The following is a 21,733-nucleotide window of genomic DNA, read 5'->3' on the forward strand; positions in this document are numbered from 1 at the left end:
TATGTTTGTAATTAATTATAGTTATCAAGGTTGACTGACCTAACTTCTTCCCTCTTGCCTGCGCGTAGCGCTATAGTTATCAAGGTTTGTTGACTTAAAACCGTTCCACCTAAAACCTTTTAAACATTAGTTACTCTCGTATTATATAACTATAGATAATTTTTAACCATAATAAATAACCTTTACCTGTTAAATGAATACCATCTAAGGTATATTGCTCATTTAATTGATTATTTGCATCAACAAAATAACTAAATAAATTAATATAGTGATAATTAAACTCTTGAGCTAATTTTGCTAATTCTTGATTGATAAATATTATTTGTTGATTAACTTGTTGAAAAGGTTTAACTCCTAATTGATTAACAGGTAAAATACTTTGAATATAAACTTTAATTTGATAATAAGTAGATAAATATTCAAGAATTGCTCGATAATTGGCGAGAATTTCCTCTGAACTTTTTTTCTCTAAACAAATATCATTGATACCAATCATCAAAAAGATTTGACTAGGATTATTTTTAGTTATAACATCGAGACGCTTGAGTAAACCTGTAGTTGTATCTCCTCCAATACCGCGATTTTGGATAAGAAGATTAGGAAAAAATTCTGACCATTCCCCCATCTGAGTAAGACTATCTCCTAAAAAAACAATACCTTGTTCTGGAGAAGGTAAACAAGCCAATTGTTCTAAACGCATTTGATAATAACTATCAGCTAAAAACTTTTGACGTTTTCGCCTTTGATAAACTAAAATAAGGTTAATAATGATAATAATGATGATGAAAGAAATATTTAGTTGTATCATTTTAGCTGGGGGTAAAAGTTCTCGTATGGGAACAGATAAAGCTTTATTAAAACTTGATAACAAACCTTTACTAAGGATTATCTGTGAGAGAATTCAAGATTTAGCCACAGAGATATATATAGTAACCCCTTGGCTAGAAAAATATCAGTCAATTGTACCAACAAATTGTCAAATAATTAAAGAATTATTCCCCCATAATGGACCAATGGTAGCTTTCAGTCAAGGATTAAGAGAAGTTAACACAGAATGGGTGTTATTATTAGCTTGTGATTTAGTTTGTTTAGAAACAGAAGCGATCGCCAATTGGAGTAGTTTATTATCCCAGACTCCCCAAAGTGCGATCGCCCTTCTTCCCAGACATCCTAGCAAAGGATGGGAAGTTTTATGTGGTTTTTATCGTTGTACTAGTTTACCCCTGATGGAACAATATATTAATCAAGGAGGTAAATCATTACAAAAATGGTTACTCACCCAAGAAGTAGTAGAACTTCCTGTTACTAACCCTAAGATACTCTTTAATTGTAACCATAAACAAGATTGGGAGGCACTCTTAGAAGAGAGGGGGAGAAGGGGCTCACAGGTGTAGGTTTTTAACATTTCGGTGAAGACGAGACAAGGAAGGAACGAAGAATGGGGGACAAGGTAGATACTACAATTCAAAAAGTGTGTTTTTGATTCAAGGTAATATTTAAATACATATACTTCGAGAGTCTACTTTCCTTCCTTGTCTTCCTTGTCTCACCTTCGCCAGAATCTCATTGTAAAAAACCTACCCTTGTCAGAGAAGGGGGAGACGGGGAGACTTTGGAGTATGATATATAGGAATATTAACACCATTCAACCGTTCTACCGTTCCTCCGAACTCTTAACTCTGAACCCTTTATATGCTTAGAAAAGAATTAACCGCAGATGGTAGCTTTACCTTCTTCTCTCCAGAATACCAGGAATTATTTCACTCACACCAGGGAGCAAAAAAAGAAGCAGAACAAAAATTTATCCAACCTTGTCAAATAAGAGAAAAAGTACAAAAACATAACCATATACGCATTTTAGATATCTGTTATGGTTTAGGTTATAATAGCGCTTCAGCCTTAGAAACTATTTGGTTAGTTAATCCTACTTGTCAAATAGAATTAATCGCGTTAGAAATCAATCCCGAAGTACCACAACAAGCAATCAAAGATAATTTATTGTCTTTATGGAATCCCCAAGTTAGATCTTCTCTCAGTCAATTAGCCGAAAACTATCATAATCAGACAGAAACTTTAACCGCAAAATTACTAAGAGGAGATGCTAGACAGACGATAAAATCATTAAAAAATCAGGGTTTTCTCGCTGATGCTATCTTTTTAGATCCCTTCTCTCCCCCTAAATGTCCCCAACTTTGGACAGTAGAATTTCTAGACTTAGTAGCTAAGAATTTATCACCCCAAGGAAGATTAGCCACCTATTCTTGTGCAGCAGCGGTAAGAACAGCGCTACAATTAGCAGGGTTATCTATAGGTCCTACTCCTGGTGTAGGAAGAAGATCCCCTGGAACAGTTGCTGGTTTTGACTCTCAGGTAATTCCACCTTTATCTCTACAAGAAGAAGAACATCTCCAAACTCGCGCAGCTATACCCTATCGAGATCCCCTCTTACAAGATTTGGCTATAGATATAAAAAAACGTCGCCTTATTGAACAAAATTGTAGTAAACTTGAACCTACTAGTCATTGGAAAAAACGCTGGTTATGGCATAATTCCGTAAAATAACTGATTGCAAACCGAGAAAAAGTAGCGATACTAGACTCAATAACTCAAACCATTATCTAGGTTATTGAAATATAAACATATAATAAATAGCTTAAAATTTCGTCAAAACAATTTATTTACTCCCAAAAAACCTCAATATTTCCCCCATAAGGAGTATCAGCGAGATAATGAACACTTTAACTCAAGAAAACACGATTTCTCTTAAAAAAGGTTATTCCATGACAAGACATTTAAACGATAATAAAGGAAAAATCCTCGTCATCGACGATAACGCTTTTAGCCGTCTGAATTTAGTAGATATACTGAATTTTGAAGGCTACGAAGTAATAGAAGGTGACCAACATACCGAAGTTATCAGTTTTGTCGGAGAACATAACCCGGATTTAATTCTGTTAGAATTAACCTTAGCTAAACAAAATCCCCTAGAAATTTGCCAAAAGTTAAAAAATTCAGAGATGACAACCTTGATACCTGTAATCTTTATGACAGTGCGTCGAGATAGAGAATGTCGGGTACAATCTTTAGAAGCAGGTGCGGATGACTTGTTAATTAAACCCATAGATCGTTTAGAATTAATCAGTAGAGTTAAGCCTCTGATTCAACAAAAACGCCTTAATCAAAACCTAGATGAAACCGAAGAAGTACTCTTCCGTCTAGCAGGAATCGTCGAAAATCCTCGACAAGATACTCCCTCCTCAGTAGGAAAATTAGCAGTATTAGCCCAAGAATTTGGTAAGTATCTACAACTAAACTCTAAACAAATCCAAAGTCTGATTTACGCTGCTTATCTACACGATATTGGTACTGTAGTTGTACCAGAATCAATTATGCTCAAAAAAGGAGAATTAACCGAGTCAGAGAGAGAAATAGTCAATCAACACGTTTTAGTTGGCGGAAAAATCTGTCAACCCCTACAAAATCGTTTAGATATACTCCCGATTATTCGTCATCACCACGAACGTTGGGATGGTAGCGGTTACCCCGATGGTTTAGCAGGAAGTGATATACCCTGGTTAGCACAAGTTTTTCAGATAGCAGATATTTATCATGCTTTAACGACTGAAAGACCATACAAACAAGCTTTCAGCTCAAAACAAGCCTTAGAAATACTCGTTGAAGAAACAATCAAGGGGTGGCGTAACGCTAAATTAGTGGATCAGTTTATCACTTTTATCTGTCAAACCGAAGATCTAGTTTTTCCTGAAATCTCACCACAATTAACTCATGGTTGACCTCTAAGTAATTACCCCCAGGAAAAGAAGAAGTTCTACTGCGATTGGGCGCATCAATTAAACTGACCACCGCTGCTATTTGAGCAAAATTAGGTGATTTGGGGAGAACTTGTCGGAGAAACTCTTGGATAACCCGACGTTGTATCGCTAAATGATTCCTTCTTAAGAGTAAACGGTTTAAAGCCCGCTGATTAGGAACAAAAACTTCTTGGAGAACTTGCTCAGTAATTTTACCGAGATATTCAGTCTCCGTTTTCAACAATTCCGCGGTTTGGGCTAAATGGGTTTCTACTTGAGGATTAAAATCATTTTGCAGGTAGGGTATTAATTGTTGACGAATGCGATTACGCGTAAATTTTAAATCTTGATTAACCGTATCCTCCCAAATAGGAAGTTGAAATTCTACGCAAAACTGGTAAGTTTCTTGTCTCCCTACATTTAAAAGAGGACGCACCAAATTAACATTACCAGTCAGAAGACGAGACCAACTCAGAGAAGCAAGTCCCGTTGTTCCCGCACCCCTGATTAAATTATAGAGAATCGTTTCGGCGCGATCGCTTTGAGTGTGACCTGTAACTACATGAGTATAACCCTCATTAACTGCGATTTCAGCCAAAGCTTGATAACGCCAAGCCCTAGCGGGGGCTTCCTTTTCGGGTAAATCTACAACAGCAGTTTTTAAATAAAAAGGTAAAGCAAAAGTAGTAGCGAGTTGTTCCACGTGATCCGACATACCCAGATCCGAAGACCAACGGTGATCACAATGGGCGATCGCTACTAACCAATGCCAATGAGATTGTAAATCAACCAACAGTTTAAGTAAACAAACCGAATCCTGTCCTCCCGATACCGCCACTAAAATCTTCGCACCTCGGGGTAATAATTGACCTTGACGTAAATTTTGGTGAACTTTAGCGTGTAGGGGAGTCCAGGGAACAGAATTCATCAGAAAAACCAACCATAGGAATGTAATCCCTTACCCAAAAGATTAACACCTAGATAGCAAACCCAAACCACCACAAAGCCAGCAGCAGCTAACAGAGCGGGTTTGCGCCCTTGCCAACCTTTTGTAATTCTCGCGTGGAGATAAGCAGCAAATACCAGCCAAGTGATTAAAGCCCAAGTTTCTTTAGGATCCCAACTCCAATAAGATCCCCAAGCTTCATTAGCCCAGACACCACCAGAGATAATCCCAATGGTTAATAACGGGAAACCCAAACCAATGACTCGATAACTAATATTATCCAAAGTATCAGCTAAACTGAGTTTTTCAGGAGAAAGTAATAAAGTAGTGGTTGTAGTAGGAGTAGCCAGAGTTTGTACACCAGCAGAATTATTATTGCTATTAGCAAGAGCAAAAGTAGGGGTTTCTCTCACAGTAACTTGACGACGATAACTACCTGTACCCACTGAACTTCCTCGCAATTCTATAGCTTGTCCACGCGTAACGATTAGAAAAGCGATCGCCACTACCGAACCAACCATCAAAGTTGCATAACTCAGCATCATCACGCTGACGTGCATCATTAACCAATTAGACTTCAAAGCTGGTACAAGAGGACTAGACTGCTGCATTTCAGGAGGTAAAGACAAAGCAGCAAAAGCCGTTATACCCATAGCTACTGGAGTGGTAAACACTCCCACCAAACGTAATTTAGCCCATTGTTCCGTTAATAGATGTATTAAAGTTACACCCCAAGCCAAAAAGAAGAGAGACTCATAGAGATTGCTTAAGGGGAAATAACCCCCATCTAACCAACGGGCGCCCAGTAAAGCTGCTATACAGAGATTAGCGATCGCCACTAACACCGTACCCAGGTTATTTAGCCAACTCACACCAGGTAAACTTGCGCCAACCCAATAAACCAACATTGACACAAGTAGAACGAGAAAAGAGGTATTGTCCAGAAAGCTCTGAAGTGCTACCAAATCTAGGGACATAGTTATTTTCTGTACGAAGGATTGAGTATTTTCATTTATCCTAACATTAACGCGGGTTCGGGGTTATAGTTTAGGTAGAACGGTTGAATGGTGTTATTATTCCTATATATCACACTCCCCACACTCCCCCATCTCCCCTAACTCCGAACTCATTCCCCTCTTGCTATAATAGTTACAAAACTTAATAAAAAAGAGAGAGACTGTGGTGCAACCAGCAAAAGAAGAACAACCAGAGCTTTATAATTCCCCCTCAAAGACTAGCAATAATAATTCAGTTAAACAAGGATGGCTATTATTAGGTATCGGTTTAGGCGTAATTATCTCCTGGGGAGCAACAACCTTATTATCCTCAGAAACCCAAATTAGCGCTGAAACTCCCCTAGAATTAACCCAACCCTTTCAAACCGTAACCACAACTCAAGTAGAAACAACAGAAATTTTACGGACTCTACAAGCCACAGGAACAGTAACAGCTACTGAACTGATTCCCGTATCTAGTCAAACAACAGGGTTACAAATCACCGAAATTCTCGTTGATGAAGGAGAATGGGTAGAATCAGGACAAATCTTAGCGCGTCTAGATAGTAGTTTACTGCAAGCACAACTATTAGAAAAACAAGCCTCAGTTAGTCAAGCAAAAGCGCGATTGGCTGAGCTTGTAGCAGGAACACGTCAAGAAGAGTTAACCAGAGCCCAACAAAACGTCAATAGCGCCCAAGCAGCTTTAGCTAAAGCAGAATCAGATTTAATACTAGCTGATACAAGAGTACAACGTAATCGCCAATTAGCCGCAGAAGGAGCAATTTCTCAAGATCAACTCGAAGAAATCCTCAACGAAGCTAATAGTAAACGTTCCAGTTTAGAACAAGCCCAAGCTACCCTGAAAGAAAACCAAGCTAGACTAGCAGAATTAGAACAAGGAGCACGTCGGGAAGTTATTTTACAGGCTCAAGCACAATTACAACAAGCAGAAGCACAATTAAACCTCGTCCAAACCCAATTAAACCAAACAGAAGTTTTAGCACCAGTTAGAGGCAAAATAGCCCAAAGAAACGCCAGAATCGGGGACTTAAGTACTACTAATGTACAGTTATTTCAAATCATCCAAGATGGAAGTCTGCAAGTTCAACTTAAAGTACCCGAAACCCTGATTAGAGAAATAAAACCAGGACAAACCGTTAAACTTGACGGACTACTAGGTAGTAATGAAAATATCCTCGGTAGGGTGAGACAAATTAACCCCCTCATCGATGAAAATACCCGTTTAGCCATAGTAGAAGTAGATCTACCCCCAGAAACCCCTCTAAAACCAGGAATGTTTGTTAGAGGAGGAATTATTACCGATACAGTCAGTGTCTTAACTATTCCCCTTGGAGCAGTTTTACCCCAAAACGATGGCACAGGTATTGTCTATATTCTCGACAATGAAAGAGTTACCCCTAAACAGGTAGAAATCGGCGAGATTCTCCCCCAAGCCAAAATAGAAATCAGAAATGGTTTAAGTACAAAAGATATAGTTGTACTTGAAGGAGCAGCGTACATCAGAGAAGGCGATCGCGTCAGAGTCTTATAAAATTATGTCTTTCCACCTCTCCACTTGGTCAATTAAAAACCCCATACCCACAATCTTACTGTTTATAATCCTTTCGATTGTGGGCATCTCTTCTTTTTTGGGTTTAGGTATCGATAGTAGTCCTAATATTGATATACCCATAGTAACAGTCACCGTCAGCCAAAGAGGTGCTAGCCCCTCAGAATTAGAAACCCAAGTCACCAAAAAAATTGAAGACGCGGTAGCCGGATTAGGTAATATCGACCAGATTATCTCTACCGTTAACGATGGTAGCTCTACTACCGTGATTAATTTTCTTCTAGGTACAGATACTAATCAAGCTACTAACGACGTTAGAAACTCCATCGCCCAAATTCGTCAAGAATTACCCCTAGATATTAATGAACCCATTGTCAGACGTTTAGAGTTTAGTGGAGGAGCAATTTTAACCTATGCGGTAGCCTCAGACAAACTCTCCGTAGAAGAATTAAGCGATTTTGTCGATAATAGAATTATTCGCGAATTACTCAATGTCGAAGGAGTAGCAGCTATTGATCGTATTGGTGGAGTCGATCGCGAAATTAGAGTAGATTTAGCACCAGATCGTCTTCAAGCTTATCAAATTACCGCTACAGAAGTTAACGATCAAATCCGCAACGTTAACATTAATCTAGCAGGTGGACGCACTCAAATAGGTACAGGAGAACAAAACGTCCGCACCCTCGGTAGTGCAGAAACAGTAGAAGAATTAGGTAATTATCCCATTATCCTACCCAATGGTGATACCGTAGCCCTAGGTAATCTTGGTAACGTTACCGATGGTTTCGCCGAAATCCGTCAATCAGCCTTTTTAAATAATCAACCAGTTATTGGCTTTTCTGTTAGACGTAGTACAGGAACTAATTTAGTTACCGTCGAACAAGGAGTTAAAAAAGCGATCGCCGAGTTAGAAACAACCCTACCAGAAGATCTTAACTTTAAACTGATTTTTACCCTAGGTAACTCCATTCGAGCATCTTATCAAAGTACCATTGGTTCATTAATTATCGGTTGTATCTTAACAGTTATCACCGTAGGAATATTTCTCAGAGATTGGCGCATCACCTTAATTACCGCTTTAGCATTACCCCTCTCGATTGTTCCTACTTTTCTGGTCATGCAAGCACTTAATTATACACTCAATGGTATGACTTTACTAGCCTTAGCTTTAGCAGTAGGAAACCTCGTCGATGACGCCATTTGTATGATTGAAAATATCGAACAACATCTGCAAATGGGAAAAACTCCCTATCAAGCAGCTTTAGATGGTGCTAGAGAAATTGGTTTAGCCGTAGTCGCTACAACCGCTACCATTGTCGCCGTTTTTCTCCCCGTAGCTTTTATGGGAGGTATTCCCGGTCAATTCTTTAAACCCTTTGGAGTCACCGTCGCTGTCTCAACCATGTTTTCTACCCTAGTAGCCACAACTATGACACCGATGTTGAGCGCATACCTCTTAAAAAATAAACCTTATTCTTCAGCAACTAATCAAACTTTCCGACCATATCGTAATATACTTTCCTGGGCATTACGTCACCGTTTAACTACCCTAATCATAGCGATCGCCTTTTTTATCGCTAGTCTGCAACTCGTTCCCTACATCCCCAAAGGTTTAATCGACAGTAGCGACAACTCCTTGAGTATCCTTAGCCTAGAATTACCCCCTGGTGCACAACTTAGTCAAACCGAAGCCCTTACAGCCCAAGTTAGCAACTTATTACAAGAACAACCAGAAGTTGTTAGTACTCTTAGCACAATTGGCAGCGAAAGTCAAGGAAATTCTAGCACAATTTATGTCAATCTAGTCCCTAAAAGAGAGCGCAACATCTCTCAACTAGAATTTCAACAGAGACTGAGAGGAGAATTGAGCTTGATACCAGGAGCAAGAAGCAGCTTTCGCGCCCTAGGAGGAGCAGGCAACAGTAAAGACCTCTCCATCATCCTCAAAAGCGAAAACCCCACCCTTTTAACCGCAACAGCAGCCCAACTCGAACAAGAAATAAGCCAAATACCAGGGATAGTAGAACTAGTTTCAAGCGCTAGTTTAGTCAAACCAGAAATAATCATTCAACCTAACTTTCAACGCGCAGCTGATTTAGGAGTGTCAGTACAAGCGATCGCCCGAACCGCTTCTTTAGCCCTCTTAGGAGATAATGAAGCTAACCTCGCTAAATTTAATCTCAGCGATCGCCAAATTCCCATACGCGTTAAAATAGACCCAGATTATCACGATGACCTAGAAACCATTAGAAATCTGAGTCTCCCTAGTAGTCGCGGTACTCTAGTACCCCTTAACGCAGTAGCAGATATTCGTCTTGGCAGTGGACCTGCTACTATCAACCGTTTTAATCGTTATCGTCAAGTTACCCTAGAAGCTAACCTCCAAGACCTCTCCCTCGGAGAAGCTATGGCTAAAATTCGCAATCTCCCTGCTTTTAATCCCCTCCCCCCAGGAGTTACAGAAGAACCAGCAGGAGACGCTAAAATCATGCAGGATATCTTTACAGGTTTTGCTAGCGCCCTGGGTTTAGCTGTTTTATCTATCTACGCCATTCTCGTTTTACTCTATAACAACTTCCTCTATCCCCTGGCTATTCTCACTGCTTTACCCCTTTCCGTAGGTGGATCTTTACTAGCTTTATTGGTTATGCAAAAAGAATTAGGACTCTTCGCCTTAATTGGGATAGTCTTATTAATGGGTTTAGTCACTAAAAACGCCATTCTGCTAGTAGATTTTATCCTCGCTGCACTTTCTGAAGGAAAACCCCTCTCTCAAGCAATTATCAACGCAGGAGTATCCCGTTTACGACCAATTCTGATGACCTCTATCTCTACCATCGCCGGCATGATTCCTATTGCTTTAGAATTAGGCGCAGATGGTGCTGTACGTAGCCCCATGGCGATCGCTGTTATCGGTGGTTTTACCACCTCTACCCTCCTTACCCTAGTTGTCGTCCCTGTCTTTTTTACTTATATTTATAACCTAGGCAAAAAAGCTCAAAAACTTTTCCAGCATTGACACTCTCGGGCTAAATGAAGCGCTCATGATAACGGGAGTTCTCTGGCGCGATTAAGATAGATTTTTCCTATAGCGCTACGCGCAAGGCAAGAGTACCTCTGTTATATTTTTAGCTTTCTCTCAATCCATTTGAGATAACCACTAAAGCTTTACAAAACTTTATATCTATCTAGTTAGCTTTACTTAAAATTAGGGAACTCTAAAAGATAGATAGTGGATTTTAAAATATATTGATGTTAAAAGACAGTGCCGAACTAGAAATACGAAAACGTTACAGTCTCGGAGATAGACAATTTCCTAACATCAGATTAAGACGTGCTCAATTAAAAGGAATCAAGCTAGCTCAAGCTAATCTCAAGGGAGCAGACTTGAGCTACGCTAATCTCAGAGACGCTGACTTGAGTTATGCAGATTTGAGCAACGCTTATCTCAATGAAACCAATTTAATTGGTGCTAACCTAACTGGTGCTATTTTACATAGTGCTTCTCTGATTAAAGCCTTATTAGCTAATGCAGATTTAAAAAACGCTAATTTAACCGAAGCTTTTTTAACTAAAGCAGTTTTAAGTAATGTTAGCTTAATTAAAGCTAATTTAAGTGGAGCGTATTTAAATGAAGCAGATTTAACAGGAATACAATTACAGGGAGCAATTTTTACCCCTAAAACCCAATTTCCTGGCTATTTTAACCCGTTGACAGCGGGAATGGTGCAGAAATCATCTGTGGATAGTTTAATTCAGCAAAAAGTCACCATAACTCAACTCTTAACTAGTTTTAATCAAGTCGCAGATTGTAGCAATCATTACCTAGGAAATATCTTAACCGCTAAGTATTTAAACTCTTCTCGACCTCCTAGAGAATGGTTAAATAATTTTCAGATAGATTCTCAAGGAAAAATAACCTTTACAGACAATATTAATGCCCCTGTAACCACTTTACAGCTACAATATTTTCAAGAATGGGTAGGAGCATTTATTAAATCCTGTTCTCTGATTATTCAAGATTTTGCTAAAGTCATTAAAAGCAAAAATATTGAATTAGTAAATACTATACTCAAGTCTTAACAAGTCTTTACGTAAATGTAAAAAAATGTCAATTTAAATTGAAATTTTCTAGTTAAGTAAGTCAGAATAAGAAAAGAAGATAAACAGATATTTAAGCATAGTAATCTATACTTAAATAACCAACGTCGATAACTACTTTAGATGAGATAGTCACAAATGGTTTTTATTCAAAATTCCCCCAAAATCAATAAAGAATCCGAGCATTTTTGGCGTCAAAAACATCCCCAAAGACATGCTCACTATAGTTTTGAAGATTTTTTTCATTTTGATACTAATAATGGGAGTATCACAGATTGGAACAAAGAAAGAAACATACTAGTCAGTGAAGATTTTATCATTGGCTTGATTGAAGGATTAGAAGAAGAAGTAGGAGCAGCAGCATCAGTAGTGATGTACAATATTGGTAAAGAATGGGGAACAAGAGACGCCCTATTTTTCCAAAATTGGTTTAGTAAAGAATATAACTATAACCTAGACCACATGAATTTACTCTACGTTTTAGAGGGTTGGTGGTGGCCATTTACAACCCAAGGTTGGGGTAATTGGGAAGTAGATTTAAGCGAACAAAAAAACGGGTTTATGTTCGTAAATATCTTTGATTCAGCAGTAGCGAGAACCCTAGGAGACGTAGGTAAGCCAGTATGTCATATTTATGCAGGTTTATTAGCAGGGTTCTTTAGTAACTTGGTGAAAAAAGACCTAAATTGTATCGAGATTCAATGTTATGCCATGGGAGAAACCTACTGTAAATTCTTATTAGGAAAACAAGACCGTATCGATGCGGCTACATTTTGGCAAAACGAAGGCGCAACCACTAAAGATATCGAAAAAAGACTATTAGACGGAGAAATATTGCAATGAGTCTAGCAACTTTATTGCAGTGCAAAAGTGTTGAAGCATTTTTTAATGATTGTAATTGGGAAGGAAGAAAACTAGTTGCCAAACAACCAGAAATAGTTAAACAACCTCTCCCTCTCTGCTTAAAAGTAGGCGAGTTTTTCCAACAACATAACTGGGAAGGAAAACCAGCAGAGTTGATACCAACCATAACAACAGTAAAAGAAGAAACATTGATTACGCAAACCGTCAAGGATTTCTTTGCTTACCTGAGTTGGGAAGGAAAACCCCAAGTAGCAAAAATGCCTACACCAACAACACCAAGCCTGGAAACTAAGCATTCACAATTAAATCTTGATGACCTATCAGACCTATTTTAGAGGATTTGACTATGTACGCAGAATTAAGAGAACTACTCTACGACGCAGAAGAACATTATTTAAAGTCAGAGGAAATAGACAAACTCCGTCAGAATGTTGAATCACTCAAAGAAAGACTAGCAATATATAAAGAATTGCGCAATCGCGAAATAGACATTTTTCAAGCGATCGCCAATCAGTTAGAAAAAGAACTCGATCCCACAGAAGTACAACAACTACCAGAATTAATTGTACATTGGGCAAAGATTGTCCGCTACGTAGCCATGGGAATGTTACTCAACAGTAATGAATTTATCCAACGCAGAATCTTGGAATGGATTACACCAGTCAGACAAGCGCATAATCGCGTTTCTTTAGATGAACAAGTGTATAAATTGCTTTATTCGGAGTTAAAAAACCTTTTACCAGAGCAACAATGGCAAATCTGGCAACCTTTTATAGTGCAAGTAGAGCAAACAATGTTACGCGCAAATGAAACAGAAGTAGCATGAGGTAACCAAAAACCATGATTGACGTTAGCAACCTATTACAAGCTCAAAAACCCCTACCTGGTAACTACTTTGCTTATGATGCTTATGTATCAGGAGATTATGAAATCGGGTTAATCGAAAACCGAGCAGGAGCAAGACTAATCGCCTTTCCTAAGCTCTTACTAGAAGCAATGTACATAGCTTTAGAGCAAGAAACAGGTCAAGCATCAGGGGTAGTATTATATAACTGTGGTCGTTGGTGGGGTAAAAACTTCTATCGACGCTTCGCTGAAGAAATTAAACAATACTATGGTAAATCTATCGCTGAGATGGAAATGGTAGAGTTTAGCGAGTGTATCAAACAATGTTGGAAAACCTACGGTTGGGGAGTGATGGATATCGACTTGAGTTATTACCAACAGGGATATCTAGTTATTACAACTACCCATTCTCCCTTTGCTCAAGCTGCTACCCCTAGTAATAAACCCATGTGTTTTGCTGAAGCAGGATTATTAAGCGCCTTTTTTACTCAGGTAAGTGGGAAAGAATTAGGTTGTGTACAAACCGCTTGTGAGTCTATGGGAGAAGAATCTAATTACTTTGTCTTGGGAATACCAGATCGAGTAGAAAAAGCTCAAGCGTGGTTAACCGAAGGACAAGATCATCAGACGATTATGGAACGTCTCTGTGTCAATCAAGCTACCTAAATAAATTGAGAAAATCATGGGCAAAATAGTTAAAGTCGAACCCCTTAACGAAGAAGTCATTATCAATACTAACGAAAATCTGCTCTCAGTACTCTTAAAAAAAGATCTCAATGTCTTACAAGAATGCGGTGCAAGGGGAATGTGTTCCACTTGCCATGTTTATGTAACAGAGGGGGAAGAGAGTCTAACACCCTTGAATAAAAGAGAAAAACGCACCCTAGAAGTGATTACTACCTGTCGGACTAATTCTCGTCTAGCTTGTCAAGCGCGAGTAATCGGTGAGGGAGTAGTGGTAGAAATTCCCGCAGGGATGTATCTGAGTGAGATCGACGATATCGAGTCTTTAATTGGTCGTCGCGCTCAAGAAGATATTTTACACCCTATTTCTGGTGCGGTTTTAGTAGAAGCAGGAAAATTAATTACTCGTTCCATGATTACTCAACTCAAAGAAACCAAAGGAAAAGTAGAAGAATATCTAGTTAAAAGCGAAGAGGTATAATCAATGTATAAGTCATTAGCTCGTTTGAGTGTAGAAACAGATGGACGTTACGCTACAGACTCAGAATTACAGTTTATCGAAGATTATTTAGCATCTGTAGAAAAACGGATTAGCACTTATGAGAAAGTCCGTGATGCTGAACCCAAAATTATCGATAAAGTCGAAAAACAAAAACAGGAAATAAACCCCGAGTTGTTTAAACTCAACGGGAGAGATATCACAGGAATCTGTCGCCGTGACATGATTGATATCTTACGTTGTTCAGCAGGAGCAATGTTACTCAATGAGATGGATTATCTACGGGATAATATGTTGATTTGGTATCGTACTATCGTACGGGCTTATCAATACGATCGCCACGACGACACCATCTATAAACTCCTGGAAAACAACACCAAAGCTCATCTCACCCCAGATGAAGCTAAATTCATGATTCCTGTTTTACAACTTGACCATACTTTACTTAGTTAGGATAAGATTATGTCAGAACAAAAACATTGGCTAGATTTTGCTGAGATTGGTAGTGCTGCAGTTTCCATCGGAGGAGCGATCGCTACTATAGTAGGACAACCTATATTTTATGCTACCGTTCCCCTTTCTGTTTCGGTAACCCTAAATCTCTTAAATCGTAAACGTCTGTTAAATGAGATGTTAAGCAGTCACCAGCAAGACGTCGCTACTCTCCAACATTCCTTGACAACTACTGAAGCAACTCTTAACGGCAATTTAGAGAACCTTAATGCTAACATTGGCTTGCAAATAAAAGACCTTGAGCGTATTTCTGGTGATAACCGTCAACAACTCCAAGCAGATTTAACCCTTAAAGAGCAAAATTTACGAGAATCACTGCAAAACTTAGAACATGAACACAATCAAGTCGCTAAAATAGTCGCAGAGTTACAACAGATTGAAAATCTCTCTCAAGGAATTCGCAATAATCCTGATCACGCAGATTTCTACTATCGTCGTGGTTTAAGTCATCAACATCTCGGAGACAAACAAGGAGCGATCGCCGATTATAGCAAAGCTATAGAAATAAATCGAGATCATGCGGGTGCTCATCATCAACGTGGTATCCTCAGCGCTGAATTAGGAGATAGAAGACAAGGTGTAGATGATTTACGACGCGCCGCTAAACTCTATTTTGAGCAAGGAGATATCGATAGTTATCAACAAGCTAGAGATTTAAGTAAGGAATTTTACGAAATTCATAACCCAGTTACAGAGCAAGCTTTTGAGAAAATTAACCTAGCTAATTTCTTGTCTTAAAAATAGGGGAAGTATTTATTCAACTTGATCGATTTGACTATCTAAAGCTTGTTTAGCGATACGGGTAATGTATATAGTCACCGCAACCGTAGCAATAAAGCCAATTATACGTAGAATCCAGACTAAATTGTCAGTTTCAGCGGTTGTTGTGCCTAAACTAGCTAAATCTTTGGCTAGAGAACCTATATAAACATACATTACCGTTCCTGGTAACATGCCTAACCAAGAGGCTAACACATAATCTCTCAAAGAAACTTTAGTAATGCTAAAGGCATAATTTAAGAAAACAAAGGGAAAAAGAGGAGAAAGTCGCGTTAAACCGACTATTTTCCACCCCTGTTGGGCTACAGCGCTATCAATAGCTTTAAATTTGGGTTTTTGATCGATTTGTTTACTTACCCATCCCCTCGCTAAATAACGTCCAATTAAGAAAGCGATCGCTGCTCCTAATGTAGAAGCTAGAGAAACATAGATTAAACCTTCAAGTAATCCAAAAATCGCCCCAGCCCCTAGGGTTAAAATTGCCCCAGAAATTAGGAAAACTGTAGCAATAATATAAATCAAGATAAAAATAATTGGCGCCCAAAAACCAAGATTTTGTAACCATTCTAAAGTTTGTTGCAGCATAAATTTAAGATTTTATTACTATATACTATACCAATTCTTGCCTATTTCCTATTCCTTTATATTCAGATCTTGCACCAGTATTTTAGGCTAACTTTGGTTGAGGAAAAGTTCTTTTTTTGTACAAGCGAGCAAGATGCTCGCACTCTAAGTATAAATACTGAAAAAATCATTCGCCCATTCTAAATTCTCTCTTCTATTTCTCCTTTAGTAAGTAAACACCATGTTTTCTGATTAATACTTGTAACAATTGCAGGTTTAATTAAGCGAAAATAATTACTATTACTTTTTTGATAGCCATTAAATAAAGCAATAATTGCATCACTTTTAGCCTCACTGATTTCTAATTCTTTGGGAAATAAATATAACTCGTCTAGTTGGGGAAATTTAATTAACCAAAAAATACCTGCTCCAGTTAAAGGTTGTTCTAAAATAATTTCTTTTTTACTAGTTTTTAAACGTAAATTTTCGCTTTCTTGGGCTTCTCTTACCTCATAAAAAGTTAACTCTGGACATTGCCATAATAGGTGAGGATTTTGATTATATATAGCTAAATATTGAGCTAAATAAATATCTTCATTTAACTCTATTTCTTCGTTAATTAAAGGATTTAAATGATTATTTCTAGTTGCTGACAATTCTGAAATTAATGTTTCTAGCCTAGTTATTTCTTCTTGATAAGCTTCTTTATTTAAATATTTGTCTTCTATATTTTGGTCAAATTTATCTAGATAATTATTAGCTTCTGTGACAAAATCTTTAATATCTTGAAGAACTTTTTTTAAGGTTAATTCGTGAGTTTCTAGTTGTTGATTAAGATATCTAATTGAATCAATTGTTTTATTAACTTTTCTTTCTAATCTAATTAATCTACTTTCTTTAGTTTTATTAAAAACATTACTAATCACAAAAATCATCAACATAATTGAGATGACTAATAATAAAATCGCCAAGAGATTTAAAAAATCTGACATGGAATCAATTTGCTTTTCTTGATTAATTATAGTTTCGGTATTTAAGGGTAAACCATCGAGACGATGAACTAAAACATCTAAATGACTAGATAACTTAGAGATTTCTTGGGTTAATAAAAACTTTTGAGTAGCATTTCTTAGAGGTGCTAGATTAAAGTTATCTAAATCAGCATCATAACCTCTAGCTTGTAAATTTGTTTCTATTAGTTCAATTTTAGTTTGATTGCGAGAGTTAATCTCCTGGAGAATTTCTAGTATTTTAGTAAAAGTTAGGTTAATTTCTGTATTGATGTCTTGGAATTGATGAGAGAATTCACCTTGGATAGCTTGATATTCTTGACTAAGAGCATAAATCTGGTGATAAGCTTCTTGATATGATTGATAGTTATTGAGTAAATCAGTTTCAAAGTTATTGACTTCTTGTTTTATTTCCTGGATACTTAAACTAGGAATAGTTTCCGCGTTTAATTTGGTTACTCCCAAAATAGAGATTATAATAATTACTAGAGTTGATTTAAACATGATTAACTAGTTGTAAATCACCTTTTTTAAGCAGTTGCCATTGTTTATCGTTAATTGGTGTAACTAAAGCGGGATTAATCACAGTAAAAGTACTTTTATCATCTTCTAAATAACCGTTAAACAGGGCTTTAGCTGTAAAAGCTTGAGAAAAGTTAATTTGATGATTGTTGGGGAAAAGATAATAGTTATTACTCTCATCTATTTGGACAACCCAAAAATGACCACCATAACAAATATCTAGAATAATAGTAGTAGAATCAATAGCCCTTCTTCTACTAGCTTGTCTCTCATCAAGTTCCACTACTTCAGCATAATTAATAACACATTCTAACAGTTGTGTTGGTTTTTGGTTATAAATCTGGATACATTCTCTGAGGGAATAATTTTGAGAAGGTTGTTGAGGATAAGATGGAGGTTGAGGAGTAGGTATAGTTGGTAATTGTGTAAATTCTCGACGTGGGGAGGTTTGTAACTCTTCTCGAAGTTGTTGAAGTTGACGAGAGAGTTTTTCTTGTGTTTGTTGATAAGTAGATTTGTCAAGGTAATTTTGGGGTATTCGAGAGAGAAGGTGTTTAATTTCGGCTAGGGTAGCGAGATATTCGTAGTCTTGGGGAGTCTCAGCGGTTTTTTTCTGAGTTTTTGGCTTATTTTGTTGCAGATAGAGTAAGAGGAAAACTCCTAAACCACCGAGGAGAATTCCGCATAATATACCTAAGAGAAAAGCTGTTAACCACATATTAACCTTTTAATCTTCGTCATCAGGAGTTTGATTATCTCCAGTATTAAGTGTTTTGAGTAATTCTTTTAATCCTAAGATAAAAGTAGGTTGGGGGCGAATTTTTTGACTTTTACCAGTCATTTGAATTAAAGCGTTATCAACTCTTCTTTTAACTTGACGCCAAATTTGTGCTTGTTTGCTGTGATAATCGGGGATAGGTTTGATACCTTTGAGGTTTAAATCTACTAAAGCTTGATGATATTTGTCAACAAAGTCTTTCAGGTTGCTAATATCGTCGATAACAAAACTATCTATTGTCGGAGGTAGGATAAGTCGAGAAGAGTCTGATAGTTGTTCTCCATTGATTGTACAAGCTTCTGCGGCAAAAACTTGATCTGTTTCTGGTTCGCTTAAACCTCTTAAACGGGTAGTTTTGGTATAGACTAGACCACAGGCTACCTCATCTTTGGGCTTTTGACTGAGAATAGTACTTTCTTGGCGATCGCTAAATTGAGATCCTCCTTGCAGCATTCTACTAAATAAATGATGGGCTTCACAAAAAGAGTTAAACTCTCCTGATGGTGATAACCAATTTAAGATTCTTGATCCATTTCCCCCGATATAAACTGGTGTATTTTCTTGTCTAAGATATTTTCCCTCCTGATACAAACCCGCGATAATTTTACCGATATAGTAATATAAACCAGAAATTCCTAGAGTAGTTAATTGGATAACGTAGTCTAAATCCCGACTATTAATCAGATTAGGGCGATGATTTTTTAACCATTCTTCACCACGGGTGAGTAATACTGCTTCTAGGGTGACATAAAATGGTTCAGGTTGAATCTGACTAGCCACTTCAGTAAGGTTAACGTCAAATTGTTCCTCAATAAAAGAAATTTTTTGTCGCATAAATTGGGCGAATAAATCCCTACCCGCTAATTGAATAGAACATTGGTGGATAAGATGATTACTTTGCCAAATAGAAATATCTGACGTTCCACCACCCATATCAATGCAAGTAGTATATAATAAGTCGTGGTCTTCATAATCAGCGAAATATTGAGCTAAAGCTAAAGCTTCTGTGCGAAAATGTTGATTAAGGTTACCCCGCCATTTATGTTCCATTCCCGTAGTAATATTTAATTCTTGAACAATTTTTGTCCAGGTGGTATAGTAAGTATTCTTATCATCTAAAGAAAAAGCAGAGGGATAAGAAACAGCCCATTCTATTTTTTTTACTTGTTGACTCGCAGCTTCGGCGGTAATTAGTAAAGCAAGATGTTTGAGAAAAAGTTTATTATAAGCTAAATTAGGTAGAGACCATTTTAAGTCAGTTTTGAGATAATTTTCTGTAGGGTTAAACTGGTTGAGGTTTTGGGGAATATAAACACGTCCATCAAAAATGGTCTTGTCTATTCCCGTAGCCCCAAGAGTGGTTAATACTGTAGAAAGGGGGAACTTTTCTAAAGCCCCTGACATAAAGTATTTATATAGTATAGCTAAACGTCCACTAGGAATGGCGGTAACCTGGAGATGTATTGGGGAAAAAGAGAGTTTCTCGGGAGTTTGACTAGGATTATAGTAAACGTTAGTAAAAGACGTCCCAAAATCTATACCAATTTGCCAAGTTTCGTTAGGATTGAGGTTACCAACCCGAGGGGGTGTTTGTAAGAAGATTAACCCTAGGGTAGTGGTGGAGTTACTGTCTTGACAGAGTATATAACTAGGAAACTGGTTAAGACGGGTAATTTGAAAGTTTTGTCCTTCGGGAGCGTGAATTTGACTGATATGATTAAAGTTAACTGTGAAAATGGGTTCTTGTTGTTTTTGGGCTTCGGTGCGATCGTCAAAGTAAAAAGCGTAATACTCTTGCCATCCTTCGGCGCGAAAATTGGGCCAAATTTCTAAAAAGGGGATACTAGTGATAGCTTGTGAGGGTTTAATTTCATAGTCTTTGCTAATACTATACTCTCCTCCTGTGAGTTTAAGTTTGAGAGTAATTACTATCCCATAGCGATTATCTTGACGATTTTGTGGTCTGATTTCGATAATTTCCTTAAGAGTTTCAGGAGTAAAGTAGTCTAGGATTTTGGGATTTAGGGGTAATAGAGGGGTAATGGCAATATCTCTATTTTTATCTCGATAGGTAATAGTAGTAGCCCCTTGTGGTAAGATTGCTCCAGGTAAGAAACTATCAGAACCTTTCAGGAAGTAAAATTCTGGTAAGAAGATATCATCATAGGTGAGATAATCACCGCCATAGTTATTTTTAAATTCTGTTAGATTAAAAGCAGCTAGACTGCTATCATATACCCAGATATCCCTTTTATTTTGACGCCAAACTCTACATAAATCTTCCCAGTCTTTAGGGATAAACAATATTTGTCCTGAATTAGTTTGAGTTAACAATAGACTAGATTCTTCTAAAACAGCAGGTTTAGCCCCAATGGGGTTGTTGAGAGTGGCGATATCACCTAGTAGCAAAGGTATTTGAAAGTATTGTTGATTATTACAGTGACGTCGCTGAGGGTTGGTAATATTGCTAGTCAGATTTTGAGTTAATTCTTGTTGAAATTCGAGGATTAGTTCCCTTAATCTAGCACTATAGACGTTATTAAGGGTTAATTCTGCGTATAAGTGCCCCAACCACAGTTTAAGTTGGATTTTATCATCATTAGTCAATTCATCACAGGTTAGGGGAGAAATACTCCCATCTTCTAGATACCAGGGTAGGGGTGATTTGAGTTGTTGGTCTTGATACCAAGGTAATCCTTGCCAATCTCCCTCTTCACTCGGACAAACTAAGGTAAGGGGGGAAGTCATGCCCACGGGGTTGCTTTCCCAAGTAAAGACATAAATTTCTGTCCAAGGATTACTAGGAGTTTGATACACAGTTTTCTGGCGATCAGGAATCAGCGATCGCAACGCCCCTAAAAAACGATCCTCTGGTGTGTTTAAATCTACTTTAACCGCGGCTAATTTCAACCGATATACTTCCCCTAGGGCGATCGCGCTTAACATACCCCGCCATTGGGCTTTTATTTTCTGGTGTAGGGGATGTTCTGTATTACTTAACACCATTTCTACTAACAAAGGGCGCGCCCACATATCGGGAATATGACTAACTATCTCGTCTCTAGTTTCTATCCCTATATCTAATTCCAAGCTATCGGCTAATTCTGCGTAAAAAGCAGGGTTTTCTCGATAATTCCATTCTCCCTTAGCCCCAGGATTAATCGGCGCGTTAGCTTTGAGTCTTGGTTGTAGTGGTGATGGTTGCATAATTGATGATATATTTTCCCCGTTTTCTTTAACTGTTGT

At 37.8% G+C, this 21,733-nt stretch carries 20 protein-coding genes; 13 read left to right on the forward strand and 7 right to left on the reverse strand.

Translation table 11 applies throughout. The annotated features are described in order from the left end of the window. Positions 1-130: 130 nt before the first annotated feature. Positions 131-808, reverse strand: coding sequence for a G-D-S-L family lipolytic protein (locus EA365_02395; protein ID TVQ48017.1), 678 nt, complete (start codon positions 806-808; stop codon positions 131-133). On the opposite strand from EA365_02395, the gene EA365_02400 reads away from it, so the two are divergent. The 3 genes from EA365_02400 to EA365_02410 all read left to right on the forward strand — a co-directional run bounded on the left by EA365_02400 (position 783) and on the right by EA365_02410 (position 3,794). Beyond that, on the forward strand, positions 783-1,394 hold the full coding sequence (locus EA365_02400) for a molybdenum cofactor guanylyltransferase (protein TVQ48018.1): 612 nt from the start codon (positions 783-785) through the stop codon (positions 1,392-1,394). The genes EA365_02395 and EA365_02400 overlap by 26 nt on opposite strands. 298 nt (positions 1,395-1,692) lie before the next feature. Beyond that, positions 1,693-2,562, forward strand: a complete 870-nt coding sequence (locus tag EA365_02405) for a hypothetical protein (protein ID TVQ48019.1) — start codon at positions 1,693-1,695, stop codon at positions 2,560-2,562. 218 nt (positions 2,563-2,780) lie between these two features. After that, positions 2,781-3,794, forward strand: coding sequence for a response regulator (locus tag EA365_02410; protein ID TVQ48049.1), 1,014 nt, complete (start codon positions 2,781-2,783; stop codon positions 3,792-3,794). On the opposite strand, the gene tilS is transcribed toward EA365_02410, so the two are convergent. Both tilS and ccsB read right to left on the reverse strand, forming a co-directional pair. Next, positions 3,733-4,740 (reverse strand): tRNA lysidine(34) synthetase TilS, encoded by a 1,008-nt coding sequence (tilS, locus tag EA365_02415; protein ID TVQ48020.1) that lies wholly within the window; start codon positions 4,738-4,740, stop codon positions 3,733-3,735. The two genes, EA365_02410 and tilS, sit on opposite strands and share 62 nt — an antisense overlap. Then, positions 4,740-5,735, reverse strand: a complete 996-nt coding sequence (ccsB, locus tag EA365_02420; GenBank protein ID TVQ48021.1) for a c-type cytochrome biogenesis protein CcsB — start codon at positions 5,733-5,735, stop codon at positions 4,740-4,742. Before ccsB ends, tilS begins: the two co-directional genes overlap by 1 nt. A 184-nt stretch (positions 5,736-5,919) precedes the next feature. Here ccsB and EA365_02425 point away from each other — a divergent pair, with 184 nt between their 5' ends. The 10 genes from EA365_02425 to EA365_02470 all read left to right on the forward strand — a co-directional run bounded on the left by EA365_02425 (position 5,920) and on the right by EA365_02470 (position 15,571). Beyond that, on the forward strand, positions 5,920-7,308 hold the full coding sequence (locus tag EA365_02425; protein ID TVQ48022.1) for an efflux RND transporter periplasmic adaptor subunit: 1,389 nt from the start codon (positions 5,920-5,922) through the stop codon (positions 7,306-7,308). Between the two features lie 4 nt (positions 7,309-7,312). After that, the gene (locus tag EA365_02430; protein TVQ48023.1) at positions 7,313-10,345 is read left to right on the forward strand and encodes an efflux RND transporter permease subunit; all 3,033 of its coding nucleotides are present in this window, start codon (positions 7,313-7,315) and stop codon (positions 10,343-10,345) included. A gap of 233 nt (positions 10,346-10,578) precedes the next feature. Continuing rightward, positions 10,579-11,409, forward strand: a complete 831-nt coding sequence (locus tag EA365_02435) for a pentapeptide repeat-containing protein (GenBank protein TVQ48024.1) — start codon at positions 10,579-10,581, stop codon at positions 11,407-11,409. A 156-nt stretch (positions 11,410-11,565) separates the two neighbouring features. Next, on the forward strand, positions 11,566-12,270 hold the full coding sequence (locus tag EA365_02440) for a 4-vinyl reductase (protein ID TVQ48025.1): 705 nt from the start codon (positions 11,566-11,568) through the stop codon (positions 12,268-12,270). Next, positions 12,267-12,626: a hypothetical protein gene (locus tag EA365_02445; protein TVQ48026.1), complete on the forward strand. Its 360-nt coding sequence runs from the start codon at positions 12,267-12,269 to the stop codon at positions 12,624-12,626. Before EA365_02440 ends, EA365_02445 begins: the two co-directional genes overlap by 4 nt. Before the next feature lie 11 nt (positions 12,627-12,637). Next, positions 12,638-13,117, forward strand: a complete 480-nt coding sequence (locus EA365_02450; GenBank protein ID TVQ48027.1) for a phycobilisome protein — start codon at positions 12,638-12,640, stop codon at positions 13,115-13,117. A gap of 14 nt (positions 13,118-13,131) precedes the next feature. Then, complete coding sequence (locus tag EA365_02455) at positions 13,132-13,803, forward strand: 4-vinyl reductase (protein ID TVQ48028.1); 672 nt, start codon at positions 13,132-13,134, stop codon at positions 13,801-13,803. Between the two features lie 16 nt (positions 13,804-13,819). Beyond that, positions 13,820-14,302: a (2Fe-2S)-binding protein gene (locus tag EA365_02460; protein TVQ48029.1), complete on the forward strand. Its 483-nt coding sequence runs from the start codon at positions 13,820-13,822 to the stop codon at positions 14,300-14,302. A 3-nt stretch (positions 14,303-14,305) separates the two neighbouring features. Then, entirely contained in the window at positions 14,306-14,773 is a 468-nt protein-coding gene (locus tag EA365_02465) for an allophycocyanin (protein ID TVQ48030.1), read from the forward strand. A 9-nt stretch (positions 14,774-14,782) separates the two neighbouring features. After that, positions 14,783-15,571, forward strand: coding sequence for a tetratricopeptide repeat protein (locus tag EA365_02470; protein TVQ48031.1), 789 nt, complete (start codon positions 14,783-14,785; stop codon positions 15,569-15,571). 15 nt (positions 15,572-15,586) lie between these two features. On the opposite strand, the gene EA365_02475 is transcribed toward EA365_02470, so the two are convergent. From EA365_02475 to EA365_02490, 4 genes are all read right to left on the reverse strand, one after another. Continuing rightward, positions 15,587-16,198, reverse strand: a complete 612-nt coding sequence (locus EA365_02475) for a TVP38/TMEM64 family protein (protein ID TVQ48032.1) — start codon at positions 16,196-16,198, stop codon at positions 15,587-15,589. A gap of 179 nt (positions 16,199-16,377) precedes the next feature. Further along, a complete protein-coding gene (locus EA365_02480; GenBank protein TVQ48033.1) occupies positions 16,378-17,691 on the reverse strand; it encodes a hypothetical protein in 1,314 nt (437 codons plus the stop codon). Next, positions 17,684-18,427, reverse strand: coding sequence for a hypothetical protein (locus EA365_02485; protein TVQ48034.1), 744 nt, complete (start codon positions 18,425-18,427; stop codon positions 17,684-17,686). Before EA365_02485 ends, EA365_02480 begins: the two co-directional genes overlap by 8 nt. A 9-nt stretch (positions 18,428-18,436) precedes the next feature. Next, the gene (locus tag EA365_02490) at positions 18,437-21,694 is read right to left on the reverse strand and encodes a hypothetical protein (protein ID TVQ48035.1); all 3,258 of its coding nucleotides are present in this window, start codon (positions 21,692-21,694) and stop codon (positions 18,437-18,439) included. Positions 21,695-21,733 lie beyond the last annotated feature (39 nt).

The organism is Gloeocapsa sp. DLM2.Bin57, from assembly GCA_007693955.1.
GTDB lineage: Bacteria > Cyanobacteriota > Cyanobacteriia > Cyanobacteriales > Gloeocapsaceae > Gloeocapsa.

What these genes read in the sequence shown, in the direction of transcription:
- EA365_02400 (TVQ48018.1), top strand. Translation starts at nt 783, where the DNA reads ATGAAAGAAATATTTAGTTGTATCATTTTAGCTGGGGGTAAAAGTTCT.
- EA365_02395 (TVQ48017.1), bottom strand. Translation starts at nt 808, where the DNA reads ATGATACAACTAAATATTTCTTTCATCATCATTATTATCATTATTAAC.
- EA365_02405 (TVQ48019.1), top strand. Translation starts at nt 1,693, where the DNA reads ATGCTTAGAAAAGAATTAACCGCAGATGGTAGCTTTACCTTCTTCTCT.
- EA365_02410 (TVQ48049.1), top strand. Translation starts at nt 2,781, where the DNA reads ATGACAAGACATTTAAACGATAATAAAGGAAAAATCCTCGTCATCGAC.
- tilS (TVQ48020.1), bottom strand. Translation starts at nt 4,740, where the DNA reads ATGAATTCTGTTCCCTGGACTCCCCTACACGCTAAAGTTCACCAAAAT.
- ccsB (TVQ48021.1), bottom strand. Translation starts at nt 5,735, where the DNA reads ATGTCCCTAGATTTGGTAGCACTTCAGAGCTTTCTGGACAATACCTCT.
- EA365_02430 (TVQ48023.1), top strand. Translation starts at nt 7,313, where the DNA reads ATGTCTTTCCACCTCTCCACTTGGTCAATTAAAAACCCCATACCCACA.
- EA365_02435 (TVQ48024.1), top strand. Translation starts at nt 10,579, where the DNA reads ATGTTAAAAGACAGTGCCGAACTAGAAATACGAAAACGTTACAGTCTC.
- EA365_02440 (TVQ48025.1), top strand. Translation starts at nt 11,566, where the DNA reads ATGGTTTTTATTCAAAATTCCCCCAAAATCAATAAAGAATCCGAGCAT.
- EA365_02445 (TVQ48026.1), top strand. Translation starts at nt 12,267, where the DNA reads ATGAGTCTAGCAACTTTATTGCAGTGCAAAAGTGTTGAAGCATTTTTT.
- EA365_02450 (TVQ48027.1), top strand. Translation starts at nt 12,638, where the DNA reads ATGTACGCAGAATTAAGAGAACTACTCTACGACGCAGAAGAACATTAT.
- EA365_02455 (TVQ48028.1), top strand. Translation starts at nt 13,132, where the DNA reads ATGATTGACGTTAGCAACCTATTACAAGCTCAAAAACCCCTACCTGGT.
- EA365_02460 (TVQ48029.1), top strand. Translation starts at nt 13,820, where the DNA reads ATGGGCAAAATAGTTAAAGTCGAACCCCTTAACGAAGAAGTCATTATC.
- EA365_02465 (TVQ48030.1), top strand. Translation starts at nt 14,306, where the DNA reads ATGTATAAGTCATTAGCTCGTTTGAGTGTAGAAACAGATGGACGTTAC.
- EA365_02470 (TVQ48031.1), top strand. Translation starts at nt 14,783, where the DNA reads ATGTCAGAACAAAAACATTGGCTAGATTTTGCTGAGATTGGTAGTGCT.
- EA365_02475 (TVQ48032.1), bottom strand. Translation starts at nt 16,198, where the DNA reads ATGCTGCAACAAACTTTAGAATGGTTACAAAATCTTGGTTTTTGGGCG.
- EA365_02480 (TVQ48033.1), bottom strand. Translation starts at nt 17,691, where the DNA reads ATGTTTAAATCAACTCTAGTAATTATTATAATCTCTATTTTGGGAGTA.
- EA365_02485 (TVQ48034.1), bottom strand. Translation starts at nt 18,427, where the DNA reads ATGTGGTTAACAGCTTTTCTCTTAGGTATATTATGCGGAATTCTCCTC.
- EA365_02490 (TVQ48035.1), bottom strand. Translation starts at nt 21,694, where the DNA reads ATGCAACCATCACCACTACAACCAAGACTCAAAGCTAACGCGCCGATT.